The 26,769-nt window shown below is 62.7% G+C and carries 26 protein-coding genes; 20 read left to right on the top strand and 6 right to left on the bottom strand.

What is annotated here, in order from left to right:
• Positions 1–47: 47 nt before the first annotated feature.
• The 3 genes from OPV09_RS26425 to yjgA form a co-directional block, all read right to left on the bottom strand.
• The gene (locus OPV09_RS26425; RefSeq protein ID WP_072454978.1) at positions 48–716 is read right to left on the bottom strand and encodes an alpha/beta hydrolase; all 669 of its coding nucleotides are present in this window, start codon (positions 714–716) and stop codon (positions 48–50) included.
• On the bottom strand, positions 713–1,342 hold the full coding sequence (mog, locus tag OPV09_RS26420; protein WP_058048219.1) for a molybdopterin adenylyltransferase: 630 nt from the start codon (positions 1,340–1,342) through the stop codon (positions 713–715). The genes OPV09_RS26425 and mog overlap by 4 nt, the downstream gene beginning before the upstream one ends.
• A gap of 76 nt (positions 1,343–1,418) precedes the next feature.
• Positions 1,419–2,018: a ribosome biogenesis factor YjgA gene (gene yjgA / locus OPV09_RS26415; protein ID WP_034746337.1), complete on the bottom strand. Its 600-nt coding sequence runs from the start codon at positions 2,016–2,018 to the stop codon at positions 1,419–1,421.
• A 96-nt stretch (positions 2,019–2,114) separates the two neighbouring features.
• Here yjgA and pmbA point away from each other — a divergent pair, with 96 nt between their 5' ends.
• On the top strand, positions 2,115–3,467 hold the full coding sequence (gene pmbA, locus OPV09_RS26410) for a metalloprotease PmbA (RefSeq protein ID WP_338679824.1): 1,353 nt from the start codon (positions 2,115–2,117) through the stop codon (positions 3,465–3,467).
• Between the two features lie 37 nt (positions 3,468–3,504).
• Here the strand turns inward: pmbA and OPV09_RS26405 are convergent, their stop codons facing one another.
• Positions 3,505–5,208 (bottom strand): methyl-accepting chemotaxis protein, encoded by a 1,704-nt coding sequence (locus tag OPV09_RS26405; protein ID WP_338679823.1) that lies wholly within the window; start codon positions 5,206–5,208, stop codon positions 3,505–3,507.
• A gap of 378 nt (positions 5,209–5,586) precedes the next feature.
• The gene (locus tag OPV09_RS26400) at positions 5,587–6,711 is read right to left on the bottom strand and encodes a M14 family metallopeptidase (RefSeq protein WP_338679822.1); all 1,125 of its coding nucleotides are present in this window, start codon (positions 6,709–6,711) and stop codon (positions 5,587–5,589) included.
• A 140-nt stretch (positions 6,712–6,851) separates the two neighbouring features.
• Here OPV09_RS26400 and OPV09_RS26395 point away from each other — a divergent pair, with 140 nt between their 5' ends.
• Positions 6,852–7,106 carry a hypothetical protein gene (locus tag OPV09_RS26395; RefSeq protein ID WP_331777160.1) on the top strand — a complete coding sequence of 85 codons (255 nt, stop codon included), beginning with the start codon at positions 6,852–6,854 and terminating at the stop codon, positions 7,104–7,106.
• Positions 7,107–7,203: 97 nt separating this feature from the next.
• On the opposite strand, the gene paaX is transcribed toward OPV09_RS26395, so the two are convergent.
• The gene (paaX, locus tag OPV09_RS26390) at positions 7,204–8,133 is read right to left on the bottom strand and encodes a phenylacetic acid degradation operon negative regulatory protein PaaX (protein WP_338679820.1); all 930 of its coding nucleotides are present in this window, start codon (positions 8,131–8,133) and stop codon (positions 7,204–7,206) included.
• 267 nt (positions 8,134–8,400) lie between these two features.
• On the opposite strand from paaX, the gene paaA reads away from it, so the two are divergent.
• From paaA to OPV09_RS26300, 18 genes are all read left to right on the top strand, one after another.
• The gene (gene paaA / locus OPV09_RS26385) at positions 8,401–9,390 is read left to right on the top strand and encodes a 1,2-phenylacetyl-CoA epoxidase subunit PaaA (RefSeq protein WP_034746354.1); all 990 of its coding nucleotides are present in this window, start codon (positions 8,401–8,403) and stop codon (positions 9,388–9,390) included.
• Between the two features lie 28 nt (positions 9,391–9,418).
• Positions 9,419–9,703, top strand: a complete 285-nt coding sequence (paaB, locus tag OPV09_RS26380) for a 1,2-phenylacetyl-CoA epoxidase subunit PaaB (protein ID WP_034746356.1) — start codon at positions 9,419–9,421, stop codon at positions 9,701–9,703.
• Positions 9,703–10,470 (top strand): 1,2-phenylacetyl-CoA epoxidase subunit PaaC, encoded by a 768-nt coding sequence (gene paaC, locus OPV09_RS26375; RefSeq protein WP_257620220.1) that lies wholly within the window; start codon positions 9,703–9,705, stop codon positions 10,468–10,470. Before paaB ends, paaC begins: the two co-directional genes overlap by 1 nt.
• On the top strand, positions 10,470–11,003 hold the full coding sequence (gene paaD / locus OPV09_RS26370) for a 1,2-phenylacetyl-CoA epoxidase subunit PaaD (RefSeq protein WP_072454984.1): 534 nt from the start codon (positions 10,470–10,472) through the stop codon (positions 11,001–11,003). Before paaC ends, paaD begins: the two co-directional genes overlap by 1 nt.
• 40 nt (positions 11,004–11,043) lie before the next feature.
• Positions 11,044–12,123: a 1,2-phenylacetyl-CoA epoxidase subunit PaaE gene (paaE, locus tag OPV09_RS26365; RefSeq protein WP_034746362.1), complete on the top strand. Its 1,080-nt coding sequence runs from the start codon at positions 11,044–11,046 to the stop codon at positions 12,121–12,123.
• 75 nt (positions 12,124–12,198) lie between these two features.
• Positions 12,199–12,990 (top strand): 2-(1,2-epoxy-1,2-dihydrophenyl)acetyl-CoA isomerase PaaG, encoded by a 792-nt coding sequence (paaG, locus tag OPV09_RS26360; RefSeq protein WP_034746364.1) that lies wholly within the window; start codon positions 12,199–12,201, stop codon positions 12,988–12,990.
• Between the two features lies 1 nt (position 12,991).
• Complete coding sequence (gene paaH / locus OPV09_RS26355; RefSeq protein ID WP_338679813.1) at positions 12,992–14,560, top strand: 3-hydroxyacyl-CoA dehydrogenase PaaH; 1,569 nt, start codon at positions 12,992–12,994, stop codon at positions 14,558–14,560.
• Between the two features lie 22 nt (positions 14,561–14,582).
• On the top strand, positions 14,583–15,008 hold the full coding sequence (paaI, locus tag OPV09_RS26350; RefSeq protein ID WP_425324010.1) for a hydroxyphenylacetyl-CoA thioesterase PaaI: 426 nt from the start codon (positions 14,583–14,585) through the stop codon (positions 15,006–15,008).
• 68 nt (positions 15,009–15,076) lie between these two features.
• Positions 15,077–16,405: a phenylacetate--CoA ligase PaaK gene (gene paaK / locus OPV09_RS26345; protein WP_072454987.1), complete on the top strand. Its 1,329-nt coding sequence runs from the start codon at positions 15,077–15,079 to the stop codon at positions 16,403–16,405.
• Positions 16,406–16,427: 22 nt separating this feature from the next.
• A complete protein-coding gene (pcaF, locus tag OPV09_RS26340; RefSeq protein WP_072454988.1) occupies positions 16,428–17,633 on the top strand; it encodes a 3-oxoadipyl-CoA thiolase in 1,206 nt (401 codons plus the stop codon).
• Positions 17,634–17,723: 90 nt separating this feature from the next.
• Entirely contained in the window at positions 17,724–18,875 is a 1,152-nt protein-coding gene (locus OPV09_RS26335) for an ABC transporter substrate-binding protein (protein ID WP_070301131.1), read from the top strand.
• A gap of 85 nt (positions 18,876–18,960) precedes the next feature.
• Positions 18,961–19,839, top strand: a complete 879-nt coding sequence (locus tag OPV09_RS26330) for a branched-chain amino acid ABC transporter permease (protein WP_034780386.1) — start codon at positions 18,961–18,963, stop codon at positions 19,837–19,839.
• A complete protein-coding gene (locus OPV09_RS26325) occupies positions 19,836–20,819 on the top strand; it encodes a branched-chain amino acid ABC transporter permease (RefSeq protein WP_070301132.1) in 984 nt (327 codons plus the stop codon). The genes OPV09_RS26330 and OPV09_RS26325 overlap by 4 nt, the downstream gene beginning before the upstream one ends.
• 1 nt (position 20,820) lies before the next feature.
• Positions 20,821–21,576: an ABC transporter ATP-binding protein gene (locus OPV09_RS26320; protein ID WP_072454989.1), complete on the top strand. Its 756-nt coding sequence runs from the start codon at positions 20,821–20,823 to the stop codon at positions 21,574–21,576.
• Positions 21,576–22,307 (top strand): ABC transporter ATP-binding protein, encoded by a 732-nt coding sequence (locus tag OPV09_RS26315; RefSeq protein WP_072454990.1) that lies wholly within the window; start codon positions 21,576–21,578, stop codon positions 22,305–22,307. The genes OPV09_RS26320 and OPV09_RS26315 overlap by 1 nt, the downstream gene beginning before the upstream one ends.
• Before the next feature lie 77 nt (positions 22,308–22,384).
• Complete coding sequence (gene paaY, locus OPV09_RS26310) at positions 22,385–22,999, top strand: phenylacetic acid degradation protein PaaY (protein ID WP_219327973.1); 615 nt, start codon at positions 22,385–22,387, stop codon at positions 22,997–22,999.
• A 62-nt stretch (positions 23,000–23,061) separates the two neighbouring features.
• Positions 23,062–25,113, top strand: coding sequence for a phenylacetic acid degradation bifunctional protein PaaZ (paaZ, locus tag OPV09_RS26305; protein WP_219327972.1), 2,052 nt, complete (start codon positions 23,062–23,064; stop codon positions 25,111–25,113).
• A gap of 384 nt (positions 25,114–25,497) precedes the next feature.
• Complete coding sequence (locus tag OPV09_RS26300; RefSeq protein ID WP_338679811.1) at positions 25,498–26,760, top strand: hypothetical protein; 1,263 nt, start codon at positions 25,498–25,500, stop codon at positions 26,758–26,760.
• Positions 26,761–26,769: the final 9 nt, after the last annotated feature.

Here is a 26,769-nt window from a genome sequence, read left to right as displayed (position 1 = left end):
GGCGTTTCGCAAGACAACAGGCGCGGCGCACACCGCGCCTGTTTATTTTAGGCCAGCACTTTTTTCAGCCACGCGCCGATGGCGTCGATTTCTTCCTGGCACAGCGAGTGCTGCATCATGTACTCGCGCCACTCCACCTTGTAACCCATGCCGGTGAGCAAGTCGCGCGACTGCTGTGCGCGGGCTACCGGTACCACGGGGTCGGCCGTGCCGTGCGCCATGAAGACCGGCGTCTGCAGGCTTGCCGGCGTGCGCTCGGCTGCCGTCTTGTCGGCCAGCGGCAGATAGCCGGACAGGCACATCAGGCCGGCCAGCGGTTCCGCGTGGCGCAAGCCCGTTTGCAAGGTCATGGCGCAGCCTTGCGAGAAGCCGGCCAGGATGATGCGGCTGGCGGGAATGCCGCGCGCCTTTTCGCGCGCGATCAGCGCTTCGATCTGCGCCTGCGAGGCACGCAAGCCAGCCTCATCTTCGCGGCGCACGAGGTCGTTCACGAGAATGTCGTACCAGGCGCGCATCACATAACCGTTGTTGATGGTGACGGGCATGGTGCCGGCGCTGGGGAAAATGAAGCGGATGGCGGGGCAGCCGCGCAAATCGAGTTCTTTTACCAGAGGAACGAAGTCGTTGCCGTCTGCGCCCAGGCCGTGCATCCAGATGATGGCGACGGTAGGATTCGGTGCGCTGTCGAGTTCTATGGTTTCCAGCAAGTTGCTCATGTGTTTTCCTCTGGTAATGGTTGCGCCGGACGCAGCGCCGATTTGGGGCGGAAGGCCTTGCAGATGGCCGGATCGGTTTCCATGTAGGGGCCACCGATGAGGTCGATGCAATATGGCACGGCGGCAAAGATGCCGTTCACCAGTTGCACGCCAGCGGCGTCTTTCAAGCCTTCCAGGGTTTCCTTGATGGCTTTCGGCTGGCCCGGCAAGTTCATGATCAGGGCGGCGCGCTCGGGCGTTTCGCGGATCACGGCCACCTGGCGCGACAGGATCGCCGTCGGCACGAATTGCAGGCTGATCTGGCGCATCTGTTCGCCGAAACCGGGCATTTCCTTGGTCCCGACGGACAAGGTGGCGTCCGGCGTGACGTCGCGCCGCGCCGGTCCCGTGCCACCCGTCGTCAGGATCAGATGGCAGTGGCTCAGGTCGACCATGTCGATCAGGGTGTTTTCAATCTGCGAGCGCTCGTCCGGGATCAACCGCTTTTCCAGTCGGAAAGGCGTGCGGATGGCGGCGGACAGCCAGCTTTCCAGGGCCGGGATGCCCAGGTCTTCATATACGCCGCCGCTGGCGCGGTCCGAGATCGACACGAGGCCGATAATCAATTCGTCTTCTATCGTGGTCATGGGGCACCTGTCTATGTCGTAAAAAAACCGGGCTGATCCCGGTTTTTCGTCAATGCTGGGGTCAGACCCCAGTTTTTTACTCGTCGTCTTCGCCTTCAACGTCATCTTCGTCGGCATCTTTCTTGCCGCCGTTTTTCTTCTTGGCGATCTCTTTCAAAATCTGGAAGATTTCACGGTAGGCTTTTGGCGGCTTGTTCTCGGCTTGCTCTTTGCGGGCATTGCGGATCAGGGTGCGCAGGTGCTGCACGTCCAGTTCCGGGTTTTCCGACAGCAAGACGGTCAACGCCTTGTCGTCCGTCAACAGCTTGTCGCGGCGGCGTTCCATCGCGTGCATATTGGCCGTGTCGGCTTTCGACAAGCCTTTCCAGCTATCGATGGTGCGTTGGATGGCGGCAACTTCTTCTTCATCCAGAGTGCGCATCTTCTTGCCCACGTATTGCAGCTGGCGGCGGCGGCCTTCGTGATCCTTGATTTGCTGGCATTCGAGAATGGCGTCGCGCACGTCTTCCGGCATCGGGACGCGCTTGACGCGGTCGCGTGCTTCATTGACGAGTTCTTCGCCCAGCTTTTGCAGGACGGTCATCTGGCGTTTGAGTTCCGATTTCGACGGACGTTCATATTCCTGTTCGAATTCGGTCGATTGGAAGCCGCAAGCTCCCCGGTTTGGATTTGGCATGATATATAAGGCGGGAGAGGACTTGTGGACCGCTCCTGTAAACTGTAAACGACTGCTATGATAACCTTTTTAGCGGCTTTCCGAAGAAAACAGCGCATGAACGACTCCGTATTTACCCATAGTCAAGAGCAATTGCAGCAACTGGCCCGTGATGTGTTGTCTTTTGCGCGGGAAGCGGGCGGCACCGACGCTGCCGTCGAAGTCAGCGAAGGCGGTGGCCTGTCCGTTTCTGTACGAAAAGGCAAGATCGAGACGATCGAGCAAAACAAGGACAAGGGCATGGGCGTGACCGTGTTTGTCGGCAAGAAGCGCGGCAATGCCAGCACCTCCGACTTTTCGCCGTCCGCCCTGCGCGCCACGGTGGACGCGGCCTACAACATCGCCCGCTTCACGGCCGAGGACGATTGCGCGGGCCTGGCCGACGCGGACATGCTGGAAATGTCCCCCCGCGACCTGCAACTGTTCTATCCGTGGCTCATTTCCACCGAGGAAGCCGTCGCACTGGCCCAGCGGGCCGAAGCGGCCGCGTTCGCCGTCGACCCGCGCATCACCAACAGCGAGGGCGCCAGCGTGCACGTGCAGCAATCGCACTTTGTGTCCGCCAATTCGCGCGGCTTCATCGGCGGCTACCCGTTTTCGCGCCACACCCTGTCCGTGGCGCCCATCGCCGGCAAGGGCGCCAAGATGCAGCGCGACGACTGGTATTCATCCGTGCGCGACGCGTCCAAAATGTCGAGCCCGGAAGCCATCGGCCGCTACGCCGCCGAGCGCGCCCTGTCGCGCCTGAATGCGCGTAAACTCGGCACGCGTACTTGCCCCGTGCTGTTCGAGGCGCCGCTGGCGGCCGGTTTGCTCGGTACCTATGTGCAAGCGACCTCGGGCGGCGCCCTGTACCGCAAGTCCACGTTTCTGAACGACTCGCTGGGCACGCAAGTGCTGCCGTCGCATGTGCAGATCTTCGAAGACCCGCACGTGATCGGCGGCGTCGGTTCGGCGCCGTTCGATGAAGAGGGCGTGAAAACCGTCAGCCGCGACGTCGTCAAGGATGGCCTGGTGCAAGGCTATTTCCTGTCGACTTACACGGCCCGCAAGCTGGGCATGCAGACGACGGGCAACGCGGGCGGTTCGCACAATCTGTACCTGACCTCCAAGCTGACGGCCGCCAGCGACGATTTTGTCGCCATGCTGAAAAAGTTGGGCACGGGCTTGCTGGTGACGGAACTGATGGGGCAAGGAACCAATTACGTGACGGGCGACTATTCGCGCGGCGCCTCCGGTTTCTGGGTGGAAAATGGCGTCATTCAATACCCGGTGGAAGAAATCACCATCGCCGGCAACATGAAAGACATGCTGCGCAACATCGTGGCCGTAGGCGCCGACACCTTGCGCCGCGGCACCAAAGAGACGGGGTCCATCCTCATCGAGAGCATGGTGGTGGCGGGCGGCTGAGGCGCAGGCTGATGTATGCCTTGCGGCAGGTCCTGCCTTAGTACTGTTCCCACTCGGCATCGGCGACCACGGCCAGGGTGCCCGCCTTGCCTGCTTTCCTCGCGGGCGCTGCCGTGACGCGCGGCGCGGCGGCGGGCTTGGCTGGCGCGCGTGCCGGAGCGCGGATGGCTTGCACCTGCGCCGGCGGCAGCGGGTGCGTGCCGTCGAGCTTGAACACGCTGACGGCTTCGGCCAGAATGCCCGCCTGATCCTGCAGGGCTTCGGACGCGGCGGCGGCCTCTTCCACGAGGGCCGCATTTTGCTGTGTCACGGCATCCATTTCCGTGATGGCCTGGTTGATCTGTTCAATGCCCGTTTCCTGCTCGTTGCTGGCGGACGTGATCTCGGCCATGATGTCCGTGACGCGCCGCACGCTGCTGACGATCTCTTCCATGGTGCTGCCCGCCTGGTTCACGAGGCTGCTGCCGAGGTTGACCTGGTGCACGGAGTCGTCGATGAGGATCTTGATTTCCTTGGCGGCGGAGGCGGAGCGGTGGGCCAGGTTGCGCACTTCCGTGGCGACCACGGCAAAGCCCCGTCCCTGCTCGCCCGCCCTGGCCGCTTCCACGGCCGCATTCAGGGCCAGGATATTGGTCTGGAAAGCAATGCCGTCGATAACACCGATGATGTCGACGATTTTCTTTGACGAGGCATTGATGGAGTCCATGGTCGTGATCACTTCGGCCACTACCTGACCGCCCTTGCTGGCCACGCTGGAGGCCGATTGCGCCATCTGGTTGGCCTGGCGCGCGTTTTCGCCATTCTGCTTGACGGTGGACGTCAGTTCCTCCATCGACGAGGCCGTTTCTTCCAGCGAGCTGGCTTGCTGTTCCGTGCGCGACGACAGGTCCATATTGCCGGAGGCGATTTCACGCGAGCCGTGGGCGATGGCATCCGTGCCATGGCGCACCCGCGCCACGATGCCTTGCAGATTGTCATTCATCTCTTTCAAGGCCCGCAGCAGCAGGCCCGTTTCATCGTTGCCGCGCGCGTCGATGGTGACCGACAAGTCGCCGGCAGCCACCCGTTGCGCCACCTTGACGGCTTCGGCTATGGGGCGGCTGATCGAGCGGCTGATCAGGATGGCCAGCGCGATGGCAATGGCCGTCGCGGCGCTCGACAGGGACAGGCTCAGGATGATGGCCATGCGCCCATCGGCGCCGGCTTGCTTGCCTTCGCTTTCCATCAGCGATTCCTGGAAGCTGGCCATGGCCGCCAGTGCCGTCAGGAATTTTTCTTGCGGATAACGCAGCTGCGTCAGCAGGAAAATGCCCGCCGTTTCCGATTTGCCTTCTTGTAACAGCTTGATATTCGCATCGCGCGTCTTGCCATAGCCTTCGTGGCCGTTCGCCACGGCCTGGAACAGCTCCTGCCCCTTGGGCGTGTTGACCAGGACTTTCAGGCGCGCCAGCAGTTCCACGTTCTTTTTGACCGACGCCTGTACCTTGGCCACGGAACTGCTGACTTCATCGGCATCGTTGGCGCCGATGATGGCGATGCTCAGGAGGCGAGCCTGGATATTGACCTCGGACTGTATCGCATTGGACAGCATGACCTTGACATAGCGGTCGTTGAGGATTTTTTCCGTCGAGGCATTGATGTTGCGGATGCGGCTGATGGAAACAAATGCCACCATGATAAGCAGGACAATGATCAGGCCGAAACTGAAGGCCAGGCGGGTACTGATTTTAAGCTTGGACATAGGGTATTCATCCTCGGCGGAAAGCGGAAAGCGTGCGCTGGGCATCGTTCTTGCGGACAGGTGGCGTCCGTCCGTGACGATGCTGATGCGGTCAGTGTGCGTTACAGAGAGCTAGCTCGGCAGGTATGGGGCCGTGATGTCAAGGGCAATGCCATGGATGCGCACTGCAGGGCGCCGGTGAGGTGGCCAGCGGCGTATTCTTGAGGGGCCGCGCAGAAGGGCACGGTCCGATTTTGTTGTCCAGTGTAGGACGATAATTTCTGACAGGCAAGATGTTCGCGCAAAAAATCACAGGACCAGCAACGCTTGCCGCGCGGGCAAAAAAAATGCCCCGGCGAACGGGGCATGGGGTCAAGCGGGCCGGTCTGGCCCTGGCGTTCAGGCGCGCAAGGTGGACAGGATAGGCTGCAGCACGGCCGCACCCAGGGCGGCGCTGCGGGCGCCGCTCCAGCCCGTTTGCGGGTCGGGATCGTTGGCATTGTCCTTGAACGGCAATTCCAGGGTCAGCGACAGGCAGCCGAAGGCGTGCGTGATATGGGGCGAACCCATGGCCAGCACTTCCGGCGTGAACGGGCCGTCTTCGTAGCCGTGCTCATCCTGGAAGTCGGGGCTGGCCACCTTGAAGTCGGCGATGAAGCGGTCTTGCTCGGCCTTTTGTGCTGGCGTGAAATTTTCCAGCGCATCGCTGCCGGCCACGAAGACGTAAGGCAAACCTTCGTCGCCATGCACGTCGAGGAAGAGGTCGCAGCCGATTTCATGCATTTTCTGTTTCACCAGGAATACTTCCGGGCTGCGCTCCATCGTCGGCGTCATCCATTCGCGGTTCAGGTTGGCGCCGGCCGCGTTGGTGCGCAGGTTGCCATGCACGGAACCGTCCGGGTTCATGTTCGGCACCACGTAGAAGACGGCGTCCTGCAGGCACTGGCGGGCAAACGGATTGGCCTGGTCCAGCAAGGCTTCGAGCATGCCTTCGACAAACCATTCGGCCATCGTTTCACCGGGATGCTGGCGCGCGATGATCCAGACTTTTTTCTCGGCATCGGCGTCGCCGACCACCAGCAGATTCATGTCGCGGCCTTCGATGGTGCTGCCCAGGTCGATCAGGCGCACCAGCGGCGACGCTTGCGCGCTGTCGATCAGGGCCAGGTGGCGGTCCCATGGGTACGGCTCGAAGTAGGCGTAGTACACGCTTTCTTCTTCGGGCGTATGTTCGATCGTCATCACGGTGCCGTCAAAGCTGGTCGGCACGCGGAACCAGGTTTCGCGGTCGTAGCTGGCGACGGCCTGGTAATCTTTCCAGCCGTCCGGGTAGGCCGACTTGCCTGCGTTCATGAAGCGGATCGTGCACGCCTCGCCTTGCGCGCCTTGCAGGCGGAAGTAAAACCACTGCGTGATGTCGGCGTGGGAATCCTTGCGGATGTTCAGCTCGATGGAGTGGGCATCGTCGGCGCGCAGCACCTCGATCGCGCCGGCGTCGAATTGCTGGCTGATTTTAATGGTCATGAGTGTTCCTGATAAAAACGTATGGGTTTTGCATCGTGTGCAATGGCCCGATGATACCCGTTTTACCCGTGCCTTTGTGCTGGCGCAAACGATGACGGACATGCTTTGCTAACGTGGAAGCTCCAACATGGGAGATCATCATGGATGACAACGGCAAACACATACGCGAACTGGAAAAGAAAGTCAGCGCCCTCAGCGACGCCCTGGCGCATCTGGGCAAGGGCACGACCTTGCAGGAATTGCTGCGCATCATACGTTTCCCCGGCTATACGACGCCGGCCGAATACACGTTCAACGTCGCCATCCTCGACACCATGCTGGTGCAGGCCAACGCGCTGGAAAAGCTGGGGCAGGATTTGCTGGCAGGGGCGAAGCAAGTGGTGGCGAAGCAGTGAACGCCTGAGAAAATGTCCATGGCGGCGTTGCGTTGCCTTGGCGTACTAGTCGTACTGCCTGCGGCCACGCGCCTGGCCCTGAACATTTTTCAGACGTTCAAGTAGTCAGACCGCCAAATCGTTCGTAGAACCACGGCTCGACGTTCGGCGCCTGCGCATCCTCGCGCCGCAATGTCGCCAGGATATGTTCCTCGGCCGCCGCATACGTGATGCGGTACAGGTCGCGCGCCAGCGTATACGCTTGCGTGCCGGGCCACGGTTCGGGTAGCAGTTCGACGGGCAGTTGCGGGTCGTGCAACTGCACGCGGCGGTAGGCGTGCGTCAGCAGCGAGCGGATGACGAACGCCTGCTCCGCGTCGAACACGGGTTCTTCTTGCAGCAGGGTCAGCAGCGGCTGGAAGCTGGCGATGAATTTTTCGTAGCCGGCCATCACTTCCGACAAGTCCCAGCAGTCGCCCACCATGTCGCGCAGGGGGCGCGTGCTCACGCCCGGCAATTCCGTGGTGTGGCAGACGTACAGCTTGCCCTGCACCTCGTTGCGCACGAGGATATCTTCCAGCGCTTCCGCATTGCTGGCGGGGTGGCCGAAGATGCCGGGAGAAATCAAACCATAGCCGGCCCACAATAATTCCTTGCGCAGCGCTCCCCGCTCGGCGGCGCCGATGCTGCCGGCCGGTCCGATCACCAGGGTCCAGCTGCCATCCCAATGCACGACCAGTGGCGCATAGATGCGGCGGTAAGCGCGTTCGAAGCGGGCCAGCGCCTCCGGGCGTATCGTATAGGCGCTGCGGCGGCCGTCGCGTTGCGAGCTGAGCCAGCCTTCCTGCGCCAGGCGGAACACGCTGGTGCGCAATAGCCGGTCATTGACGCCGAATGGCGCCAGCAGTTCGATCAGGCTGCCCAGCCAGATGGCGCCGCCGCGCGGCACGATGGCGTCGCCAAAGATGGTCATCACCAGGGACTTCGAGCGCGGTGGGTCGCTTTCCAGGAAATCGGCTATCCATGCCGTGCAGCGGGTGTTCTTCATGTGGTTCCGGTCTGGCCGTGTTGCGGTCGAATCAATAAAAGCAGCAGTTTACTTGGCTGCGCGGGTAGCGCGGCAATAATTTGCCGGAAGCGCTGGTGGCGCTTTATGGTGTTTTCTCATAAGCAATATCATACGCACAAAAAAGCGGCACAAGATACGATTTTTTAAAATGATTCATATCAAGTGTATGCAAATCGTTTTTTGTATCGTATTATCTGTTCATCGCACCGCGTTGCTGCGCAAAATCAAAGACATGGGAGACACATCATGTACGCACAAATGGTTGAAACCGGCCTCAAGAACGTCCGTTCCCTCGACGACATGGGTCAAGAAGAGCGCGCTTTCCAGGCGCGCATCGACGAAGGCATCAAGATCGAGGCCAAGGACTGGATGCCGGACGCCTACCGCAAGACCCTGATCCGCCAGATTTCGCAGCACGCGCACTCGGAAATCGTCGGCCAATTGCCCGAAGGTAACTGGGTCACGCGCGCACCGACCCTGAAACGCAAGTCCATCCTGCTGGCGAAGATCCAGGACGAAGCGGGCCACGGCCTGTACCTGTACAGCGCTGCGGAAACGTTAGGCGTATCGCGCGACGACTTGCTGGCCGCCTTGCACTCGGGCAAAGCCAAATATTCGAGCATCTTCAACTATCCGACCCTGTCGTGGGCCGACATGGGCGCCATCGGCTGGCTCGTTGACGGCTCCGCCATCATCAACCAGATTCCCCTGTGCCGCTGCTCATACGGTCCATATGCGCGCGCCATGATTCGCGTCTGCAAGGAAGAATCGTTCCATGCGCGCCAGGGCTACGACATCATGATGTCGCTGTGCAAGGGCACGCCCGAGCAGAAAGCCATGGCGCAGGATGCCTTGAACCGCTGGTGGTGGCCATCCTTGATGATGTTCGGCCCGTCCGACGCCGCCTCCGTCAACAGCGCCCAGTCGGCGCAATGGCGTATCAAGCTGTTTTCGAACGATGAACTGCGCCAGCGCATGGTCGACCAGACCGTGCCGCAAATCGAATACCTGGGCTTGACCGTGCCCGATCCCGACCTGAAGTTCAATGCGGAGACGGGCCACTATGAATTCGGCGAGATCGACTGGTCCGAGTTCAACAACGTCCTGAAGGGCAATGGCCCGTGCAACCGCGAACGCCTGCAAACGCGCGTGAAAGCGTACGAAGACGGCGCATGGTTCCGCGATGCCTTGGTCGCGTATGCAGACAAGCAAGCTGCTAACAAAGCGGCAGCGTAATTACATAAGACAGATAGGGGATAGCAACATGAGCAAAGAATGGCCATTGTGGGAAGTTTTCATCCGCAGCCAGCACGGCCTGGCGCACAAGCATGTGGGCAGCCTGCACGCTTCCGACGCCACCATGGCGGTCAACCATGCGCGCGACGTCTACACGCGCCGCAATGAAGGCGTGAGCATCTGGGTGGTGCGTGCGGCCGATATCGTCGCCAGCAGCCCCGGCGACAAGGGCGCCCTGTTCGAGCCGTCGAACAGCAAGGTGTACCGCCATCCCACCTTCTTCCCGATGCCGGAAGAAGTCAAGAACCTGTGATGGGAGCGCCTGCAATGGATGACAAGGTCAACTACCTCTTGCGCCTGGGCGACAACGCCCTGATCCTCAGCCAGCAGCTGTCGCAGCTGTGCGGCAAGGGGCCGGCGCTGGAAGAAGACATGGCGCTGACCAATGTGGCGCTGGACTTGCTGGGCCAGACGCGCTTGTGGTTCAGCTATGCGGCCGAACTGGAAAACGCGGGCCGCGACGAGGACGACATCGCCTTTTTGCGCGACGCCCACGACTTCAAGAACTGCCTGCTGGCCGAACAGCCGAACGGCAATTACGCCGACACCATGATGCGCCAGTTCTTCTTCGACAGCTGGCACTACTTCCAGCTGCTGGAACTGACGAAATCGGCGGACGCGCGCATCGTCGAAGTGGCGCAAAAGTCGATCAAGGAAGTCACGTATCACTTGCGCCGCAGCGGCGACCTGATCGTGCGCCTCGGCGACGGTACGGCCGACAGCCACGCGAAAACGCAGGCCGCCGCCGACAAGCTGTGGATGTACACGGGCGAGATGTTCACGTACGACGCCGTCGACCAGGCCATGGTTGCCGCCGGCATCGCGCCGCCATCGGACGTGCTGCGCCGCGCTTTCCTCGAACACGTGGCCGAGATCTTCGCCGAAGCCACCTTGACCATGCCGGCGCCCGACGCCTGGATGCAAAAAGGCGGCAAGCAGGGCACGCACACGGAACACCTGGGTTTTATTCTGGCCGAGATGCAGTTCCTGCAGCGCGCCTATCCCGGGGCGGAGTGGTAATGAACACGGTCGCTGGCGCCGCGGCGCTGGACGCCGCCCAGGTTTGGGCCTGGCTCGGCGACGTGCCGGACCCGGAAATCCCCGTCATTTCGGTGGTGGACCTGGGCATCGTGCGCGCCGTCGAAGTCACGGATAGCGATGCGTGCATCGTGACGATCACGCCCACGTATTCGGGCTGTCCGGCGATGCAGGTGATCGCCGACGCCGTCACGGAGGCCTTGCGCAGCCATGGCGTGGCCAAGGTGACCTTGGTGAACCAGCTGGCGCCCGCCTGGACGACGGATTGGATGAGCGAATCGGGCAAGGCCAAGCTGAAAGGCTATGGCATCGCCCCGCCGCAGCAGCAGGTGATCGATATCAGCGGCCTGCGTGGCGGCGTCAAGCGCCAGGCGATGCCGAAACTGGACGTGATCTGCCCGAACTGCGGCTCGACGCACACGCAGCTGACCAGCCAGTTCGGCTCCACGCCGTGCAAGGCCCTGTACAAATGCATCGATTGCCGAGAACCGTTTGACTACTTCAAGTGCCACTAAAAAAATCAGGCACACGTTCCGAAGAAACTGGAGATGAAGCATGAGTAAATTTTATCCGCTGTGCGTAGCCAACGTGCGCAATGAAACGCGCGACACCATCGCCGTCACGTTCGACGTGCCATTTGAATTGCAGCAGCAGTTCCGCTTCCAGCAGGGCCAGCACCTGACCCTGCGCGCCAATATCAATGCGGAAGACGTGCGCCGCTCGTATTCGATCTGTTCGGCGGTGCAGGACGGCACCCTGCGCGTGGCCATCAAGCGCACGCCCGGCGGCGCTTTCTCGACCTGGGCGAACGACACCCTGAAGGCCGGCGCCACCATCGACGTGATGCCGCCCATGGGCCACTTCAACGTGCCGCTCGATTGCGTCAACCGCAAACACTACCTGGCCTTTGCGGCCGGCAGCGGCATTACGCCCATCCTCTCCATCATCAAGACGACCCTGCTGACGGAACCTCTGAGCCGCTTCACCCTGTTCTACGGCAACCGCGCCTCGTCGTCCGTCATCTTCAAGGAAGAATTGACGGACTTGAAGGATGTGTACCTGGAGCGCCTGAACCTCGTCTACGTGATGAGCCGCGAGCAGCAGGACATCGAATTGTTCAACGGCCGCATCACCCAGGAAAAATGCGAGCAATTCCTGCAGCACTGGATCAAGGTCGAAGACTACGACAATGCGTTTATCTGCGGCCCGGAAGACATGATGCTGGGCGTCTCCGCCGCCCTGCAGGCGGCCGGCATGCCCAAGCAGAACATCAAGATCGAACTGTTCGCCGCCAGCATCCCGAAAAATGCCCACAAGCCGCGCGCCCAGTTGGCCGCCGACGCCGTGCAGGAAACGGAAGTGACCGTCATCATGGACGGCAACCACACCACCTTCACGATGGACAAGGACAAGGAATCCATCCTCGACGCGGGCCTGCGCGCCGGGCTGGACATGCGCTACTCGTGCAAGGGCGGCGTATGCTCGACCTGCCGCTGCAAGATCCTCGACGGCAAGGTCGAAATGGACGTCAACTACGCGCTGGAAGACTACGAAGTGGCGCGCGGTTTTGTCCTCAGCTGCCAGAGTTTTCCTGTCACCGACAAGGTGATTGTCGATTTCGACCAGGCTGAATAAATGCCGGGGTCAGACCCGCCGGGTCTGACCCCAGATTTCCGCTGCGGGCCAATAAATAAAATAGCGAGACACGCCATGACCTACCAAAACATCCTCTTCACCATCGAGCAGGGCATCGCCACGTTGACCCTGAACCGTCCCGACAAACTGAATAGCTTTACGCAAGCCATGCACGAGGAAGTGCGCGACGCGATCGCCAAGGTGAACGCCGACAGCACCGTGCGCGTCTTCGTGCTGACGGGCGCGGGCCGCGGTTTTTGCGCGGGCCAGGATTTGTCCGACCGCGCCGTGGAGCCGGGTTCGAAGGGCGTGGACCTCGGCGAATCGGTGGAAAAGAACTATGCGCCGCTGGTGCTGGCCTTGAAGGCTTTGCCCATGCCCGTGATTTGCGCCGTCAACGGCGTGGCCGCCGGCGCGGGCGCCAACCTGGCGCTGGCCTGCGACATCGTCATCGCCGGCAAGTCGGCCAGTTTCGTCGAAGTGTTCTGCAAGCTGGGCCTGATCCCGGACACGGGCGGCACCTTCTTCCTGCCACGTTTGATCGGTTCGGCGCGCGCCATGGGACTGGCCATGCTCGGTGAAAAACTGACGGCGGAAAAAGCGGAAGACTGGGGCCTGATCTGGAAATGCGTCGAGGATGCAGAACTGGCGCAGGAAACGCGCAAGCTGGCCGTGCACTTTTCCACGGCGCCAACCAAGGGCCTGGCCTACACCAAGCAGGCGCTGGCCGCCAGTGGCGCCAATACCCTGCCGCAGCAGCTGGCGCTGGAAGCGCGCATGATGAGCGATCTCGGTAACAGCGACGATTACCGCGAAGGCGTGGCCGCCTTCATGGAAAAGCGCGCACCGCAATTCAAGGGACATTGATATGGCAGCTTTGGACAACAACAGTATCGTCGCCGTCATCGGCAGCGGCGCCATGGGCGCCGGCATCGCGCAGGTGGCCGCCGCCGCCGGCTACCGTGTCAAGTTGTACGACACGCGAGCGGAAGCCGTCAGCAAGGCGCTGGCCGACATCGGCAAGATGTATGCGAAGCTGGCCGAAAAGGGCCGCATGACGCAAGGCGATGCGGCCGCCGCCACGGCGCGCCTGCAGGCGGCCGGCAGCCTGGCCGATGTGAGCGATTGCGCCCTGGTGGTGGAAGCCATCGTGGAAAACCTCGACGTCAAGCGCGGCCTGTTCGCCGAACTCGAAGCGCTGGTCGGCGACGACTGCATCCTGGCGACGAACACGTCGTCGATTTCCGTCACGGCGATTGCCGCCAAGCTGCGCCGCCCGGAACGCCTGGTCGGCATGCATTTCTTTAATCCCGTGGCCCTGATGGCGCTGGTCGAAGTGATCAGTGGCCTGGCCACCAGCGAGCAGGTGGCCGCCACCGTCTACGACACGTCCATCGCCTGGGGCAAGAACCCCGTGCATGCGAAATCGACGCCCGGCTTTATCGTCAACCGCGTTGCCCGCCCATTTTACGCGGAAGGCTGGCGCCTGTTGAACGAGCAGGCGGGCGATGCCGCCACCATCGATGCCGTGCTGCGCGAAGCGGGCGGTTTCCGCATGGGGCCCTTCGAATTGATGGACCTGATTGGCCATGACGTGAATTTCTCCGTCACGCAATCCGTGTTCGGCGCCTATTTCAACGACCCGCGTTTCACGCCATCCGTGCTGCAACAGGAAATGGTCAACGCCGGTTTCCTCGGCCGCAAATCGGGCCGCGGCTTCTACCCGTATGGCGAAGGCGCCAGCGCGCCTGTGGCGCAGGCGGAAAGCGCGCAGCCGAAGCCCGAATTCGTCGCCCTGTCGGCCGCCATCGGCGGCGATGGCCGTGGCCATAGCGGCATCATCCACAGCCTGGTGCAGCGGCTGGAGCAGGCCGGTATCACCGTCAGCCGCCGCGTGACGCAGGAAGGCCAGGCGCATGACGAAGCGCCGGCCCTGCATTGCCATGGCGCCGCGATTTACCTGACCGATGGCCGCAGCGCCACCCAGCGCGCGCACGACAACCAGCATCCGGATACGGTGCTGTTCGACCTGGCGCTCGATTACGCCGGTGCCAAACGCATCGCCGTGGCCCGCGCCGACCAGTGCAGCGACGCCGCCTACGCGGCCGTCGTCGGCCTGTTCCAGGCGGCCGGTTTCATCGTCACGCGCCTGGACGACGTGCCTGGCCTGGCCGTCATGCGCACGGTCGCCATGCTGGCCAACGAGGCGGCCGACGCAGTCAACCAGGGCGTGTGCACGGTGGCCGCCGTCGATATCGCCATGCAGAAGGGCGTCAACTATCCGCGCGGACCGCTGGCCTGGGCCGATGCCGTCGGCATCCAGCACATCGTCACCGTATTGCAGCATCTGGCGCTGGGCTATGGCGAAGACCGCTACCGGGTCTCGCCGCTGCTGCGCCGCAAACTCGCCAATGGAGCACCGTTTCATGCCGAATGATATGTCCAATAAGGACCACAACATGACCGCGCAAGCCCTGGCCGAAGCGGCCGCCGCCTCGATGCTGTCGCGCGATAACGCCACCGCCGCCATGGGCATCTCCCTGGCCGGCGTGGGTCCCGGCCATGCGCGCATGACGATGACGGTGCGCGCCGACATGCTCAACGGCCACCAGACCTGCCACGGCGGTTTCATCTTCGCTCTGGCCGACAGCGCTTTCGCCTTTGCCTGCAACAGCTACAACATGAATACCGTGGGCGCCGGCTGCACCATCGACTACCTGGCGCCGGGCCGCGAAGGCGACGTGCTGACGGCGCATGCCGTCGAGCAGGCGCTGGCCGGCAAGAGCGGTGTCTATGACGTCAAGGTCAGCAATCAGGAAGGCCGCGCCATTGCGCTCTTCCGCGGCAAGTCGATCCGCGTGGCCGGCGAAGTGATTAGCAATTGAAGTGACAAGAGCAGGTTTGAACTGCCGGTAGCAATTACACAGTGATAGAAACGATTCAGGAGACAATGATGGTCCAACGTACGCCTTCCCCGAATGACCTCGAGCCGATCGAGTGCGCCAGCAAGGATGAACTGCAGGCGCTGCAGCTCGAACGCATGAAATGGACGCTCAAGCACGCGTATGACAACGTGCCCCATTACCGCGCCGCTTTTGACGAAGCGGGCGTGCATCCGGACGACCTCAAATCCCTGGCGGACCTGGCCAAATTCCCGTTCACCGATAAGAAAGTCTTGCGCGACAATTACCCGTTCGGCCTGTTCGCCGTGCCGCGCGAGCAAGTGGTGCGCATCCACGCGTCGAGCGGCACCACGGGCAAGGCCACGGTGGTCGGCTACACGCAGAACGACATCGATACCTGGGCCAATGTGGTGGCGCGCTCGATCCGCGCCGGCGGTGGCCGCGCGGGCGACATGGTGCACATCTCCTACGGCTACGGCCTGTTCACGGGCGGCCTGGGTGCGCACTATGGCGCCGAACGTCTGGGCTGCACGGTCATCCCGATGTCGGGCGGGCAGACGGAAAAGCAGGTGCAACTGATCCAGGATTTCAAGCCGTCTATCATCATGGTCACGCCATCGTACATGCTCAACATCATCGAGGAATTCACGCGCCAGGGCCTCGACCCGGCGGAATCGTCGCTGAAAGTGGGCATCTTTGGCGCCGAGCCGTGGACGGACGCCATGCGTTCGGAAATCGAAGCGCGCGCCGGCATCGACGCCGTGGATATCTACGGCTTGTCCGAAGTGATGGGCCCTGGCGTGGCGTCCGAATGCATCGAGAGCAAGGACGGTCCCGTCATCTGGGAAGACCATTTTTACCCGGAGATCATCGATCCGGAAACGGGCGAAGTGCTGCCGGACGGCGAAGAGGGCGAACTGGTGTTTACCTCGCTGTCGAAAGAAGCGCTGCCCATCATCCGCTACCGCACGCGCGACCTGACCCGTTTGCTGCCGCCGACGTCGCGCTCGATGCGCCGCATCGGCAAGATCACGGGCCGGTCCGACGACATGCTGATCATCCGCGGCGTGAACGTCTTCCCAACGCAGATCGAAGAGCTGATCCTCAAGATGCCGCGCCTGGCGCCGCAATACCAGCTGGTGGTAACGCGCGACGGCCACCTCGACAAACTGGAAGTGATCGCCGAATTGCGTATCGACCTGACCGCCACCATCTCGGCCAGCGAAACGGACGCGCTGGCGCGCGAACTGGAACACCGCATCAAGACCCACGTGGGCGTGAGCACCCGCGTGCGCCTGGTGGCCGCCGCCGGCATCGAGCGCACCTTGACGGGCAAGGCCCGCCGCGTGGTCGACCAGCGCCCGAAGATTTTCTCCTGATAGCCCGAACAAGGAAGCAGACATGAACGAAGCCTTTATCTGTGACGCCGTACGTACCCCGTTTGGCCGCTACGGCGGCGCGCTGTCCAGCGTACGCGCTGATGACCTGGGCGCGCTGCCGATCGCGGCGCTGATCGCCCGCAACCCATCCGTCGACTGGTCCGCCATCGACGACGTGTTCTACGGCTGCGCCAACCAGGCGGGCGAAGACAACCGCAACGTGGGCCGCATGGCCGCGCTGCTGGCCGGCTTGCCGGTCGACGTGCCGGCCAATACCATCAATCGCCTGTGCGGCTCCAGCCTGGATGCCGTGGGCCTGGCGGCGCGCTCGATCAAGGCGGGCGAAGCTGAGCTGATCATCGCCGGCGGCGTGGAAAGCATGACGCGCGCGCCGTTCGTGATGGGCAAGGCCGACAGCGCGTTTTCGCGCGCGGCGAAAATCGAAGACACGACCCTGGGCTGGCGTTTTGTGAACGGCAAGATGAAGGCGCAGTACGGTATCGACACCATGCCGGAAACGGCGGAAAACGTGGCCGTGGAATTTGGCATCAGCCGCGCCGACCAGGATGGTCTAGCCTTGCGCAGCCAGCAGCGCTGGGCCGCCGCCCATGCTGCCGGCGTGTTCGAGCGCGAAATCGTGCCCGTCGCCGTGCCGCAGAAAAAGGGCGATCCTAAGATGGTCACCAGTGACGAACATCCGCGCCCCGATACGTCGATCGAGATGCTGGCAAAGCTCAAGGGCGTGGTCAAGCCGGATGGCACGGTCACGGCCGGCAATGCCTCGGGCTTGAACGACGGCGCTTGCGCCATCCTGCTGGCGTCCGCCGCCGCCGTCGACAAATACAAGCTGACGCCGCGTGCAAAAGTGCTGGGCATGGCCACGGCCGGCCTGGCGCCCCGCATCATGGGCTTTGGCCCTTCGCCCGCGTCGCGCAAGGTGCTGGCGCAGACGGGATTGACCATAGAGCAGATGGACGTCATCGAACTCAATGAGGCGTTTGCGGCGCAGGCCCTGGCCGTCACGCGCGACCTGGGTCTGGCTGACGATGCGGCCCACGTGAATCCGAATGGCGGCGCGATCGCCATCGGTCACCCGCTGGGCGCATCGGGTGCGCGCCTGGTGATGGCCGCGCTGAACCAGCTGGAACGGATTGGCGGGCGCTATGCGCTGTGCACCATGTGCATCGGCGTGGGGCAGGGGATTGCTGTCGTGATCGAACGCGTATAAACGCGTATAACAAAGTAAAAACAAAAGGCGCAGGCTTGTAAAAAAGCGCCAACCAAAATTGACCGTAGTGCCAACCTGGTGGAGACCATAATGATTGCCAATATCTTCAAGAAAACCCTGATCGCCGGCGTGCTGGCCATGTCCGCAGCGGGTGCGTATGCGGCCGAGAACATCAAGATCGGTTCCGTGCTGTCCGTCACGGGACCTGCCGCCTTCCTGGGCGACCCTGAACTGAAAACCCTGCAGCTGTATATCGAGAAGATCAACGCAGCCGGCGGCGTCCTGGGACGCAAGCTGGAACTCGTGCATTACGACGACGGCAGCGATGCTGCCAAGGCCAACGGCTTTACCAAGCGGTTGATCGAGTCCGACAAGGTCGATGTGCTGATCGGCGGCACGACCACGGGTGCGACGATGGCGATGGCGCCGCTGGTGGAGCGCGCCAGCATGCCGTTCATCTCGCTGGCGGGCGCCGTGGTGATCATCGACCCGGTCAAGAAATGGGTCTTCAAGACACCGCACACGGACCGCATGGCGGCCGAGAAGGTGTTCGAGGACATGAAGAAACGCGGCATCAGCAAGGTGGGCCTGCTGTCGGAAACGAGCGGCTTTGGCGCCTCGGGCCGCAAGGAATCGCAAATTGTCGCCTCCAAATACGGCATCACCCTGGTGGCCGATGAAACCTACGGCCCGAAAGACACGGACATCACGGCGCAGCTCACGCGCATCAAGAATACCAAGGGCGTGCAAGCCGTCTTCGTGTTTGGCCTGGGCCAGGGCCCGGCAGTCGTGACGAAGAACTATGGCCAGCTGGGCATGGCCGCGCTGCCGCTGTACCAGTCGCATGGCGTGGCGTCGGATGAGTATTTGAAACTGTCGGGCAAGTCCGCCGAAGGCGTGCGCCTGCCAACGCCGGCCCTGTTGATCGGTGCCATGCTGCCCGACAGCGACGCGCAGAAGGCCGTCGTCGTCGGCTACGACAAGACGTATAAAGACCGCTACAAGATCGACCCATCGACCTTCGGCGGCTATGCGCTCGACGCCCTGAACCTGTCGGTGGACGCCATCAAGCGCGCCGGCGGCACGGACCGCGAAAAAGTGCGCGCGGCGCTGGAATCGACCAAGGGTTTTGTGGGTACCACCGGTGTCTTCAACATGTCGGCCAAAGACCACATGGGCCTGGATCTGTCGGCGTTCCGCATGGTCGAAGTGAAGAACGGCGAATGGCAATTGTCGAAGTGATGTTCGAAACAAGGTAAGCCGGAAGTACCTGCGCGAGGCCGCCCTCGAAGGCGGCCCGCGCATCGCCGAACATATTGGAGACACCATGGAAGTCGCACAATTTCTACAATTTCTGTATTCCGGGATGACGGTCGGTTCCGCCTATGCGCTGGCGGCGCTGGGCTTTACCATCATCTACAACACCAGCGGCGTGATCAACTTCGCCCAGGGCGAATTCATCATGCTGGGCGGGATGCTGGCCGCCGTGATGTCGGCCGCCGGCGTGCCGCTGCCGCTGGCCATCATCCTGGCCGTCATCGCCACCGGTATCGTTGGCCTGCTGATGGAAAAAACCGTGATCGAGCCGGCGCAAAATGCGCAGGTCATCACGCTGCTGATCATCACCATCGGCGCCTCGCTCGTGCTGCGCGGCCTTGTGCAAATCTGGCTGGGCAAGGATACGCACTCACTGCCAGCGTTTTCCGGCGATGCGCCGATCGAATTCCTGGGCGCCAGCCTGCTGCCGCAAAGCCTGTGGGTGCTGGGCGTGACGGTCGTCATCGTGCTGGTGCTGGGCTGGTTCTTCGGCCGCACCTTGATGGGCAAGGCCATGCTGGCCACCTCGCACAACAAGCTGGCCGCGCAACTGGTGGGTATCAACACGCGCAAGGTACTGCTGTTCTCGTTCGGCCTGTCGGCCCTGCTGGGTGCTGCGGGCGGCATCCTCGTCGCACCGATCACTTACACGTCCTACGACGCTGGCATCATGCTGGGCCTGAAAGGCTTTGTCGCCGCTGTTCTCGGTGGCCTCGGTGGCGGCGCGGGCGCGATTGCCGGTGGCCTGATCCTCGGCATCGCCGAAGCCATGACGGCCGGCTACATCTCGTCGGCCTACAAGGACGCGGTGCCCTTCGTGCTGATCCTGCTGATCCTGTTCTTCCTGCCGCAAGGCTTGTTCGGCGCTAAAAATTCGGAGCGTGTATGAAGAATTTATTTACCCGCTCGCGCCATGGCGGCCTGCTGGTGCTGGCACTCGTGCTGGCCATTCTGCCCCTGTTCCTCACCAACGCGTTCTACTATGACGTGGCGATCCGCATTGCGCTGAACGCCATCGTCGTCATCGGCCTGAACCTGTTGATGGGCTACACGGGCCAGATCAGCCTCGGTCACGCGGGTTTCTATGGCCTGGGCGCGTATGCGTCGGCCGTGCTGACCACGCACTACAACTGGCCGCCGCTGGCCGCGCTGGCCGCCGGCGCCGTCGCGACTGGTCTGCTGGCACTGCTGCTGGCCCGCCCCGTCTTGAAGCTCAAGGGCCATACGCTGGCCATGGCGACCCTGGGCCTGGGCATCATCATTTCCATCGTCATCAACAACGAGACGCAGTGGACGGGTGGCCCGGACGGCATCGGCGTGTCCGCCTTCAGTGTCGCCGGCCTGGAAATCGCCGGTGAAAAATCGTGGTACCTGGTGTGCGCCGTATTGCTGCTGCTGGTCACATGGCTGGCGTTGAATCTGATCGACTCGCCTGTCGGGCGCGCGCTGCAGGCGATTCACGGTTCGGAAGTGGCGGCCCGCGTCGTCGGCGTCGATACGACGCGCTTCAAGGTGCGCGTGTTCGTGCTGTCGGCCGTCATTGCCAGCATCGCGGGCAGTATCAGCGCCCATTACATCGGTTTCATCACGCCCAACCTGGCCGGCTTCTTCCACTCGATCGAGCTGGTGACGATGGTGGTGGTGGGCGGCATGGCGTCGATCTTCGGTTCCATCATCGGTGCGGCGCTGCTGACGATTCTGCCGCAGCTGCTGTCCAGTTTTGAAGGCTGGGAAACGGTGGTGTTTGGCGTGATCCTGATGGCCACCATGATCTTCATGCCGAAAGGCCTGGTACCGAGCCTGGCCAGCCGTTCGCGCAAGCGGGCAGCCACGCCGAAAGCACCGCCTAAATCTGCACAGGAGGTCTGAGATGTTGACAATTAACAAGCTGAGCAAGAGCTTCGGCGGCGTGCACGCGGTGCAGGACGTCAGCTTTACGGTCAAGGAAGGCAATATCCACTCCGTGATCGGGCCGAACGGCGCAGGCAAGACGACTCTGTTTAACCTGATCACCGGCGTCTATACGCCGACCAAGGGCGAAATTTTGCTCAATGGCGAGAACGTGGCCGCCATGTCGCCCGATGCGCTGGCGCGGCGCGGCATGAGCCGCACCTTCCAGAACCTGCAGGTGTGCATGAACATGACGGCCATCGATAACGTGATGGTGGGCGCGCACCTGCGCCTGAACCAGAACCTGTTCGCTTCCATGCTGCGTTTGCCGTCCGTGCGCCGCGCCGATGCGGCCTGCCGTGATGAAGCGGCGGGCCTGATGGAATTCGTCGGCGTGGGCCGGCATGTCGATGACGAGGCGGGGCAGATGTCGTATGGCGCATTGAAGCGCCTGGAAATCGCCCGCGCACTGGCGGCCAAGCCGAAAGTGCTGCTGCTCGATGAACCTGCGGCCGGCTTGAACCACACGGAGACAGGCGAGATCGAAGCCCTGATCCGCAAGGTGGCGCAATCGGGCGTAACGGTGGTGCTGGTCGAGCATGACATGAAACTGGTGATGAATCTGTCGGACCATATCCTGGTGCTCGACTATGGCAAGAAGCTGGCCGAAGGGACCGCTGCCGAAGTGCGCGCGAACCCCGACGTGGTGGCGGCCTATCTGGGAGTGGCGGCATGATGAAGATGGAAAAACCCCAGGCACCGCTGGTGCTCGATATCGTCGGCCTGACCAGCCATTACGGCCGCATCCAGGCCTTGCACGGCATCGACCTGCAGGTGCGCCAGGGCCAGCTTGTGGCGCTGGTGGGCGCGAATGGCGCCGGCAAGACCACCCTGCTGCGGGCGATCTCCGGCGTGCAGCCGATCAGCGCCGGCAGCATCACCTTCGCCGGCCAGGACGTCAGCCGCATGAGCGCCGACAAGCGCGTGCGCAGCGGCATCTGCCAGGTGCCGGAAGGGCGCCAAGTGTTCGGCCCCATGACGGTGGAAGACAATCTGCGCCTGGGCGCGTTTACACGTCCGCCGCAAGACGTGGCCGGTGACATGGAGCGCATGTACGGGCTGTTCCCGATCCTGAAGGAAAAGCGCTTGCTGCTGGCCGGGACCTTATCTGGCGGACAGCAGCAGATGCTGGCCATGGCGCGCGCGCTGATGGGCCGTCCGCAACTGCTGCTGCTCGACGAGCCGAGCATGGGCCTGGCGCCGCTCCTGATCGCGGAAATCTTCCGCATCGTGGCCGAACTGCGCGACCAGGGCATCACCATCTTCCTCGTCGAGCAGAACGCCCATGCGGCCCTGTCGATTGCCGACGTGGGCTATGTGATCGAGACGGGCGCCATCACCTTGTCCGGGCCTGGTCCTGAATTGCTGCATAACGAGCAGGTGCAGAGCGCCTACTTGGGTATGTGATGACGTAGGTCGGATTAGCGCTTGCGCGTAATCCGACATCAGCCGCTACGGCTGGCAATAATGTTTTGGAGAGCAATATGGTCAAAGTCTACGAAATCAACGGCGTCACCCCCGTCGTCCACCCCAGCGCCTACGTGCACCCGTCGGCGGTGCTGATCGGCGACGTGATCATCGGGCCGCGCTGCTATATTGGCCCGCTGGCATCGATCCGCGGCGACTTCGGCCGCCTGATCCTGGAAGAAGGTGCGAACCTGCAGGACACCTGCGTCATGCACGGCTTTCCCGGCTGCGACACGGTGGTCGAAGTCGACGGCCATGTCGGCCACGGCGCCGTGCTGCACGGCTGCCGCATCGGTCGCAATGCGCTCGTCGGCATGAACGCCGTGGTGATGGACAACGCCGTCATCGGCGAGGAATCCATCGTCGCCGCCATGAGTTTCGTCAAGGCGGGCATGATCGTCGCGCCGCGCAGCATGGTCGTCGGCACGCCCGCCAAGATCATCCGCGCACTGACCGACGATGAAATCAAATGGAAAAGCTCGGGCACGGGCCAGTACCACGAACTGGCCGTGCGCTCCATGCAGACGATGCGCGAAGTGGAAGCCCTGACGCAAGTCGAGGCGAACCGCCAGCGCCTGAATTTCGAATCCGCCTTGCCGCTGCACCTGCACAAGAACGCAGCGGCGCAGTAACCTTTAACCCTTTAAATGCTGGGGTCAGACCCGAGGGGTCTGACCCCTAACGGAGAAACCACATGGCTCAAATATCCACCCTGCAAAGCCTGATCGCCGGCCGCTGGCTGGGCGAAAGTGCCGCCGTGCCCCTGCACAGCGCCTTGAACAACCGCGTCATCTATCACACGCATGCGGAAAAGATCGACTTCGACGAAGCCGTCACCTATGCGCGCAAGACGGGCGTGCCGGGCCTGATGGCGCTGGACTTCCAGCAGCGCGCCGCGCGCCTGAAGGCGCTGGCCCTGTACCTGGTCGAGCGCAAGGAAGAGCTGTACGCGATCTCGCACCTGTCGGGCGCCACGCGCGCCGACAGCTGGGTCGATATCGAAGGCGGCACGGGCACCCTGTTCGCCTACGCCAGCATGGGCAGCAACGAGCTGCCGTCGTCGAACGTACTGCACGAAGGTCCGGCCATCGCGCTTGGTAAAAAAGGCGGTTTCGCCGGCACGCACATCCTGGTGCCGCGCGGCGGCCTGGCCGTGCATATCAACGCCTTCAACTTCCCCATCTGGGGCTTGCTGGAAAAATTCGCGCCCAGCTTCCTGGCGGCCATGCCCTGCATCGCCAAGCCGGCCACGGCGACGAGCTATCTGACGCAGGCCGTCGTGCGCATGATGCATGAATCGGGCTTGCTGCCGGCCGGCAGTTTGCAGCTGGTGATCGGCTCCACGGGCGACTTGCTGGACCGCCTGAACGGCCAGGATTTCGTGACATTCACGGGTTCGGCCGCGACGGCCGCCAAGTTGCGCACCAATCCCAACCTGATTGCTCAGTCCGTGCCCTTCAACGGCGAAGCCGATTCGCTCAATTGCGCCATCCTGGCACCGGACGTCACGCCAGACGATGTGGAATTCGACCTGTTCGTCAAGGAAGTCGTGCGCGAGATGACGGGCAAGTCGGGCCAGAAGTGCACGGCGATTCGCCGCATCATCGTGCCCGAGCACCTGATGGACGCCGTCGGCACGCGCCTGCGCGAGCGCCTGGCCAAGGTGGTGGTGGGCGATCCGTCCATCGAAGGCGTGCGCATGGGCGCGCTGGCGTCGAAAGAGCAGCAGAACGACGTGGCCGAACGTGTCGCCACCCTGTCGCAGGGTAATGAAGTGGTGTTCGGCGCGGCCGACGGTTTCAATCCGCTCGGTGATGGCGCGCAGGACGGCAGCTTCTTCTCGCCGACCTTGCTGATGTGCCGCGACGCCTTCGGCAACGACGCCGTGCACGACGTGGAAGCGTTCGGCCCTGTCAGCACCATGATGGGTTACCACGATATCGACGAAGCGCTGGCCCTGGCCGCGCGCGGCAAGGGCAGCCTGGTGAGCACCCTGGTGACGCGCGATCCGAAGATCGCCGCGCGCGTGGTGCCGCAAGTGGCGGCCACGCATGGCCGCGTGCACGTGCTCGAGCGCGTCGCTTCCGTCGATTCGACGGGCCATGGCTCGCCCTTGCCGCAACTGAAGCACGGCGGCCCTGGCCGCGCGGGCGGCGGCGAAGAGCTGGGCGGCGTGCGCGCCGTGCGCCATTACCTGCAACGGGCGGCCGTGCAAGGCTCGCCGACGATGCTGGCGGCCATCACCGGTGAATATGTGCGCGGCGCGGACGTCAACGAAAGCCCGATCCACCCGTTCCGCAAGCACTTCGAGGACTTGAAGACGGGCGACTCGCTGCTCACGCACCGCCGCACCGTCAGCGAAGCGGACATCGTCGCCTTCGGCGGCATCTCGGGCGACTTCTTCTACATGCACTTCGACGAAATCGCGGCCAAGGAATCGCAGTTCGGCAAGCGCATCGCCCACGGCTATTTCGTGCTGTCGGCCGCCGCCGGCCTGTTCGTCTCGCCCGGTGTCGGTCCCGTGCTGGCCAACTATGGCCTGGACAACCTGCGCTTCGTCGCCCCCGTCGCCATTGGCGACACCATCCGCGCCCGCCTGACGTGCAAGCGCAAGGTCGACCGCAACCGCAAGGACGTGTTTGGCGTGGGCCAGGGCGTGGTCGCGTGGGACGTGCAGGTGACGAACCAGAATGAGGAACTGGTGGCCAGCTACGACATCCTGACCCTGGTGTCGAAGCGCGAGTAAGCATCTGCTGCAGCACTGGTGTGAACGGCGCCGCCCGCGATCTTCGCGCGGGCGGCGCTTTTTTTATCGCGGTTCTTTTTGTCTTGAATTATCCATAAGTGTATGAAAAACATAGCGTAAGTGTGGTTTTGCACGGCGTGCTATTTAGATAAACCCCTCTAGAACGCGTGCTTTTTCCGTGAAAAGAGGTGAATTCGTTCATTGCCTCAAGAAAACTTTCCAACGTAAAACCTTTTCTCTGTAGCATGGTTTTACTCACTGGTTACGCCGCCATCACGCCCAAGGCGATGGCGGCGCGAAAAAAACGGACCCGGCCTTTTACGGCCGGTGAGCCATCGACCTCGAGCCCAACTCCACGTTCACCGCTACGGGTATTTAATTACTATGAATAAACACGTCCTGATTTTCCTGCTGGCCATGCCCCTGGCCATCAGCCATGCCTATGCCGAAGAGCCCACCGGCCCCGCGGTCAAGATCAGCGGTTACGGCAGTGCCGCCCTGACCATGGCCGATACCGACAGCGCGCAGTTCGCGCGCCCGAACCAGGCGGCTGGCGCCAGCAAGACAGCCCGCACGGGCGTCGATTCCAACCTGGGACTGCAAGCCAATGTCACCGTCAACCCGTGGCTGTCGGCCACCGTGCAGGGCCTGGCGCGCAAGGATGGCGAGGATGATTTCGGCGCCGAACTGGCGTGGGCCTTCGCCAAGGCCAAGGTGTCGGACAGCTTCAGCGTGCGCGTCGGCCGCATGGGTCTGCCCGTCTTCATGATTTCCGATTACCGTAACGTCGGCTATGCCAACACCATGCTGCGTCCACCCGGCGAAATGTATTCGCAGGTTCCCCTGAACAGTATTGACGGCATCGACGGCACCTACCAGTTCAGCGCGGGCGACACCAGCATCACCACGCAGCTGGCGCTGGGCCGCACCAAGGCCACCCTGGCCACGGGCCCCGCTTCGACCGTGCAGGTGGAAGGCAAGTCCATCGTGGCCCTCAACGTCGTGGCCGAACATGGCCCCGTCACCGTGCGCTTCGGCCGTGCCGAGACCAAGCTGACGATCAACGATTCGCCGAGCTTGAATACCCTGATGGGCAGCTTGCGCGCGGCCGGCAGCGGCTACAGGATCGCTCAGCTGGGCGCTCTGGCCGATGCGCTGGAAGTCAAGGACAAGAAGGCGTCATTCACGTCCGTGGGCCTGGGCCTGGACTGGAACAATGTGCTGGTGCAGTCCGAATATGCGAAGCGCAAGACGGACAGCTACGTCAGCGACAGCACCTCGTGGTACGTGATGGGCGGCTACCGCATCGGCGCCTTTTTGCCCTACTACAGCCACGCCAGCCTGAAGGCCGATGGCCGCGTGAACAACACCGTGCCCGCATCCTGCCCGGCCGGTTATCCGGCCGCCTGCACGCCGACCCTGCGCGCCCTGTCGGCCGGTGTCGACACCCTGGCCACCATGCGCAACCAGCTCGAGCAATCGACGGACAGCATCGGCGTGCGCTGGGATTTCCACCGTTCGGCCGCGCTGAAAGTGCAGATCGACCGCATCAAGCCGAAGAATGGCCCGGGCCTGTTCGTGCAAGCCAAGCCAGGCTTCCATGGCCCCGTCACGGTGGCTGCCGCCGCCATTGATTTCGTTTTCTAAGGAGCGCCG

The sequence above is a fragment of the Janthinobacterium sp. TB1-E2 genome (assembly GCF_036885605.1).
In the GTDB taxonomy this organism is placed as follows: Bacteria; Pseudomonadota; Gammaproteobacteria; order Burkholderiales; family Burkholderiaceae_D; genus Janthinobacterium; species Janthinobacterium aestuarii.
The sequence above is the reverse complement of the archived record's forward strand: the minus strand, read 5'-3'. Positions and strand labels throughout refer to the sequence as shown.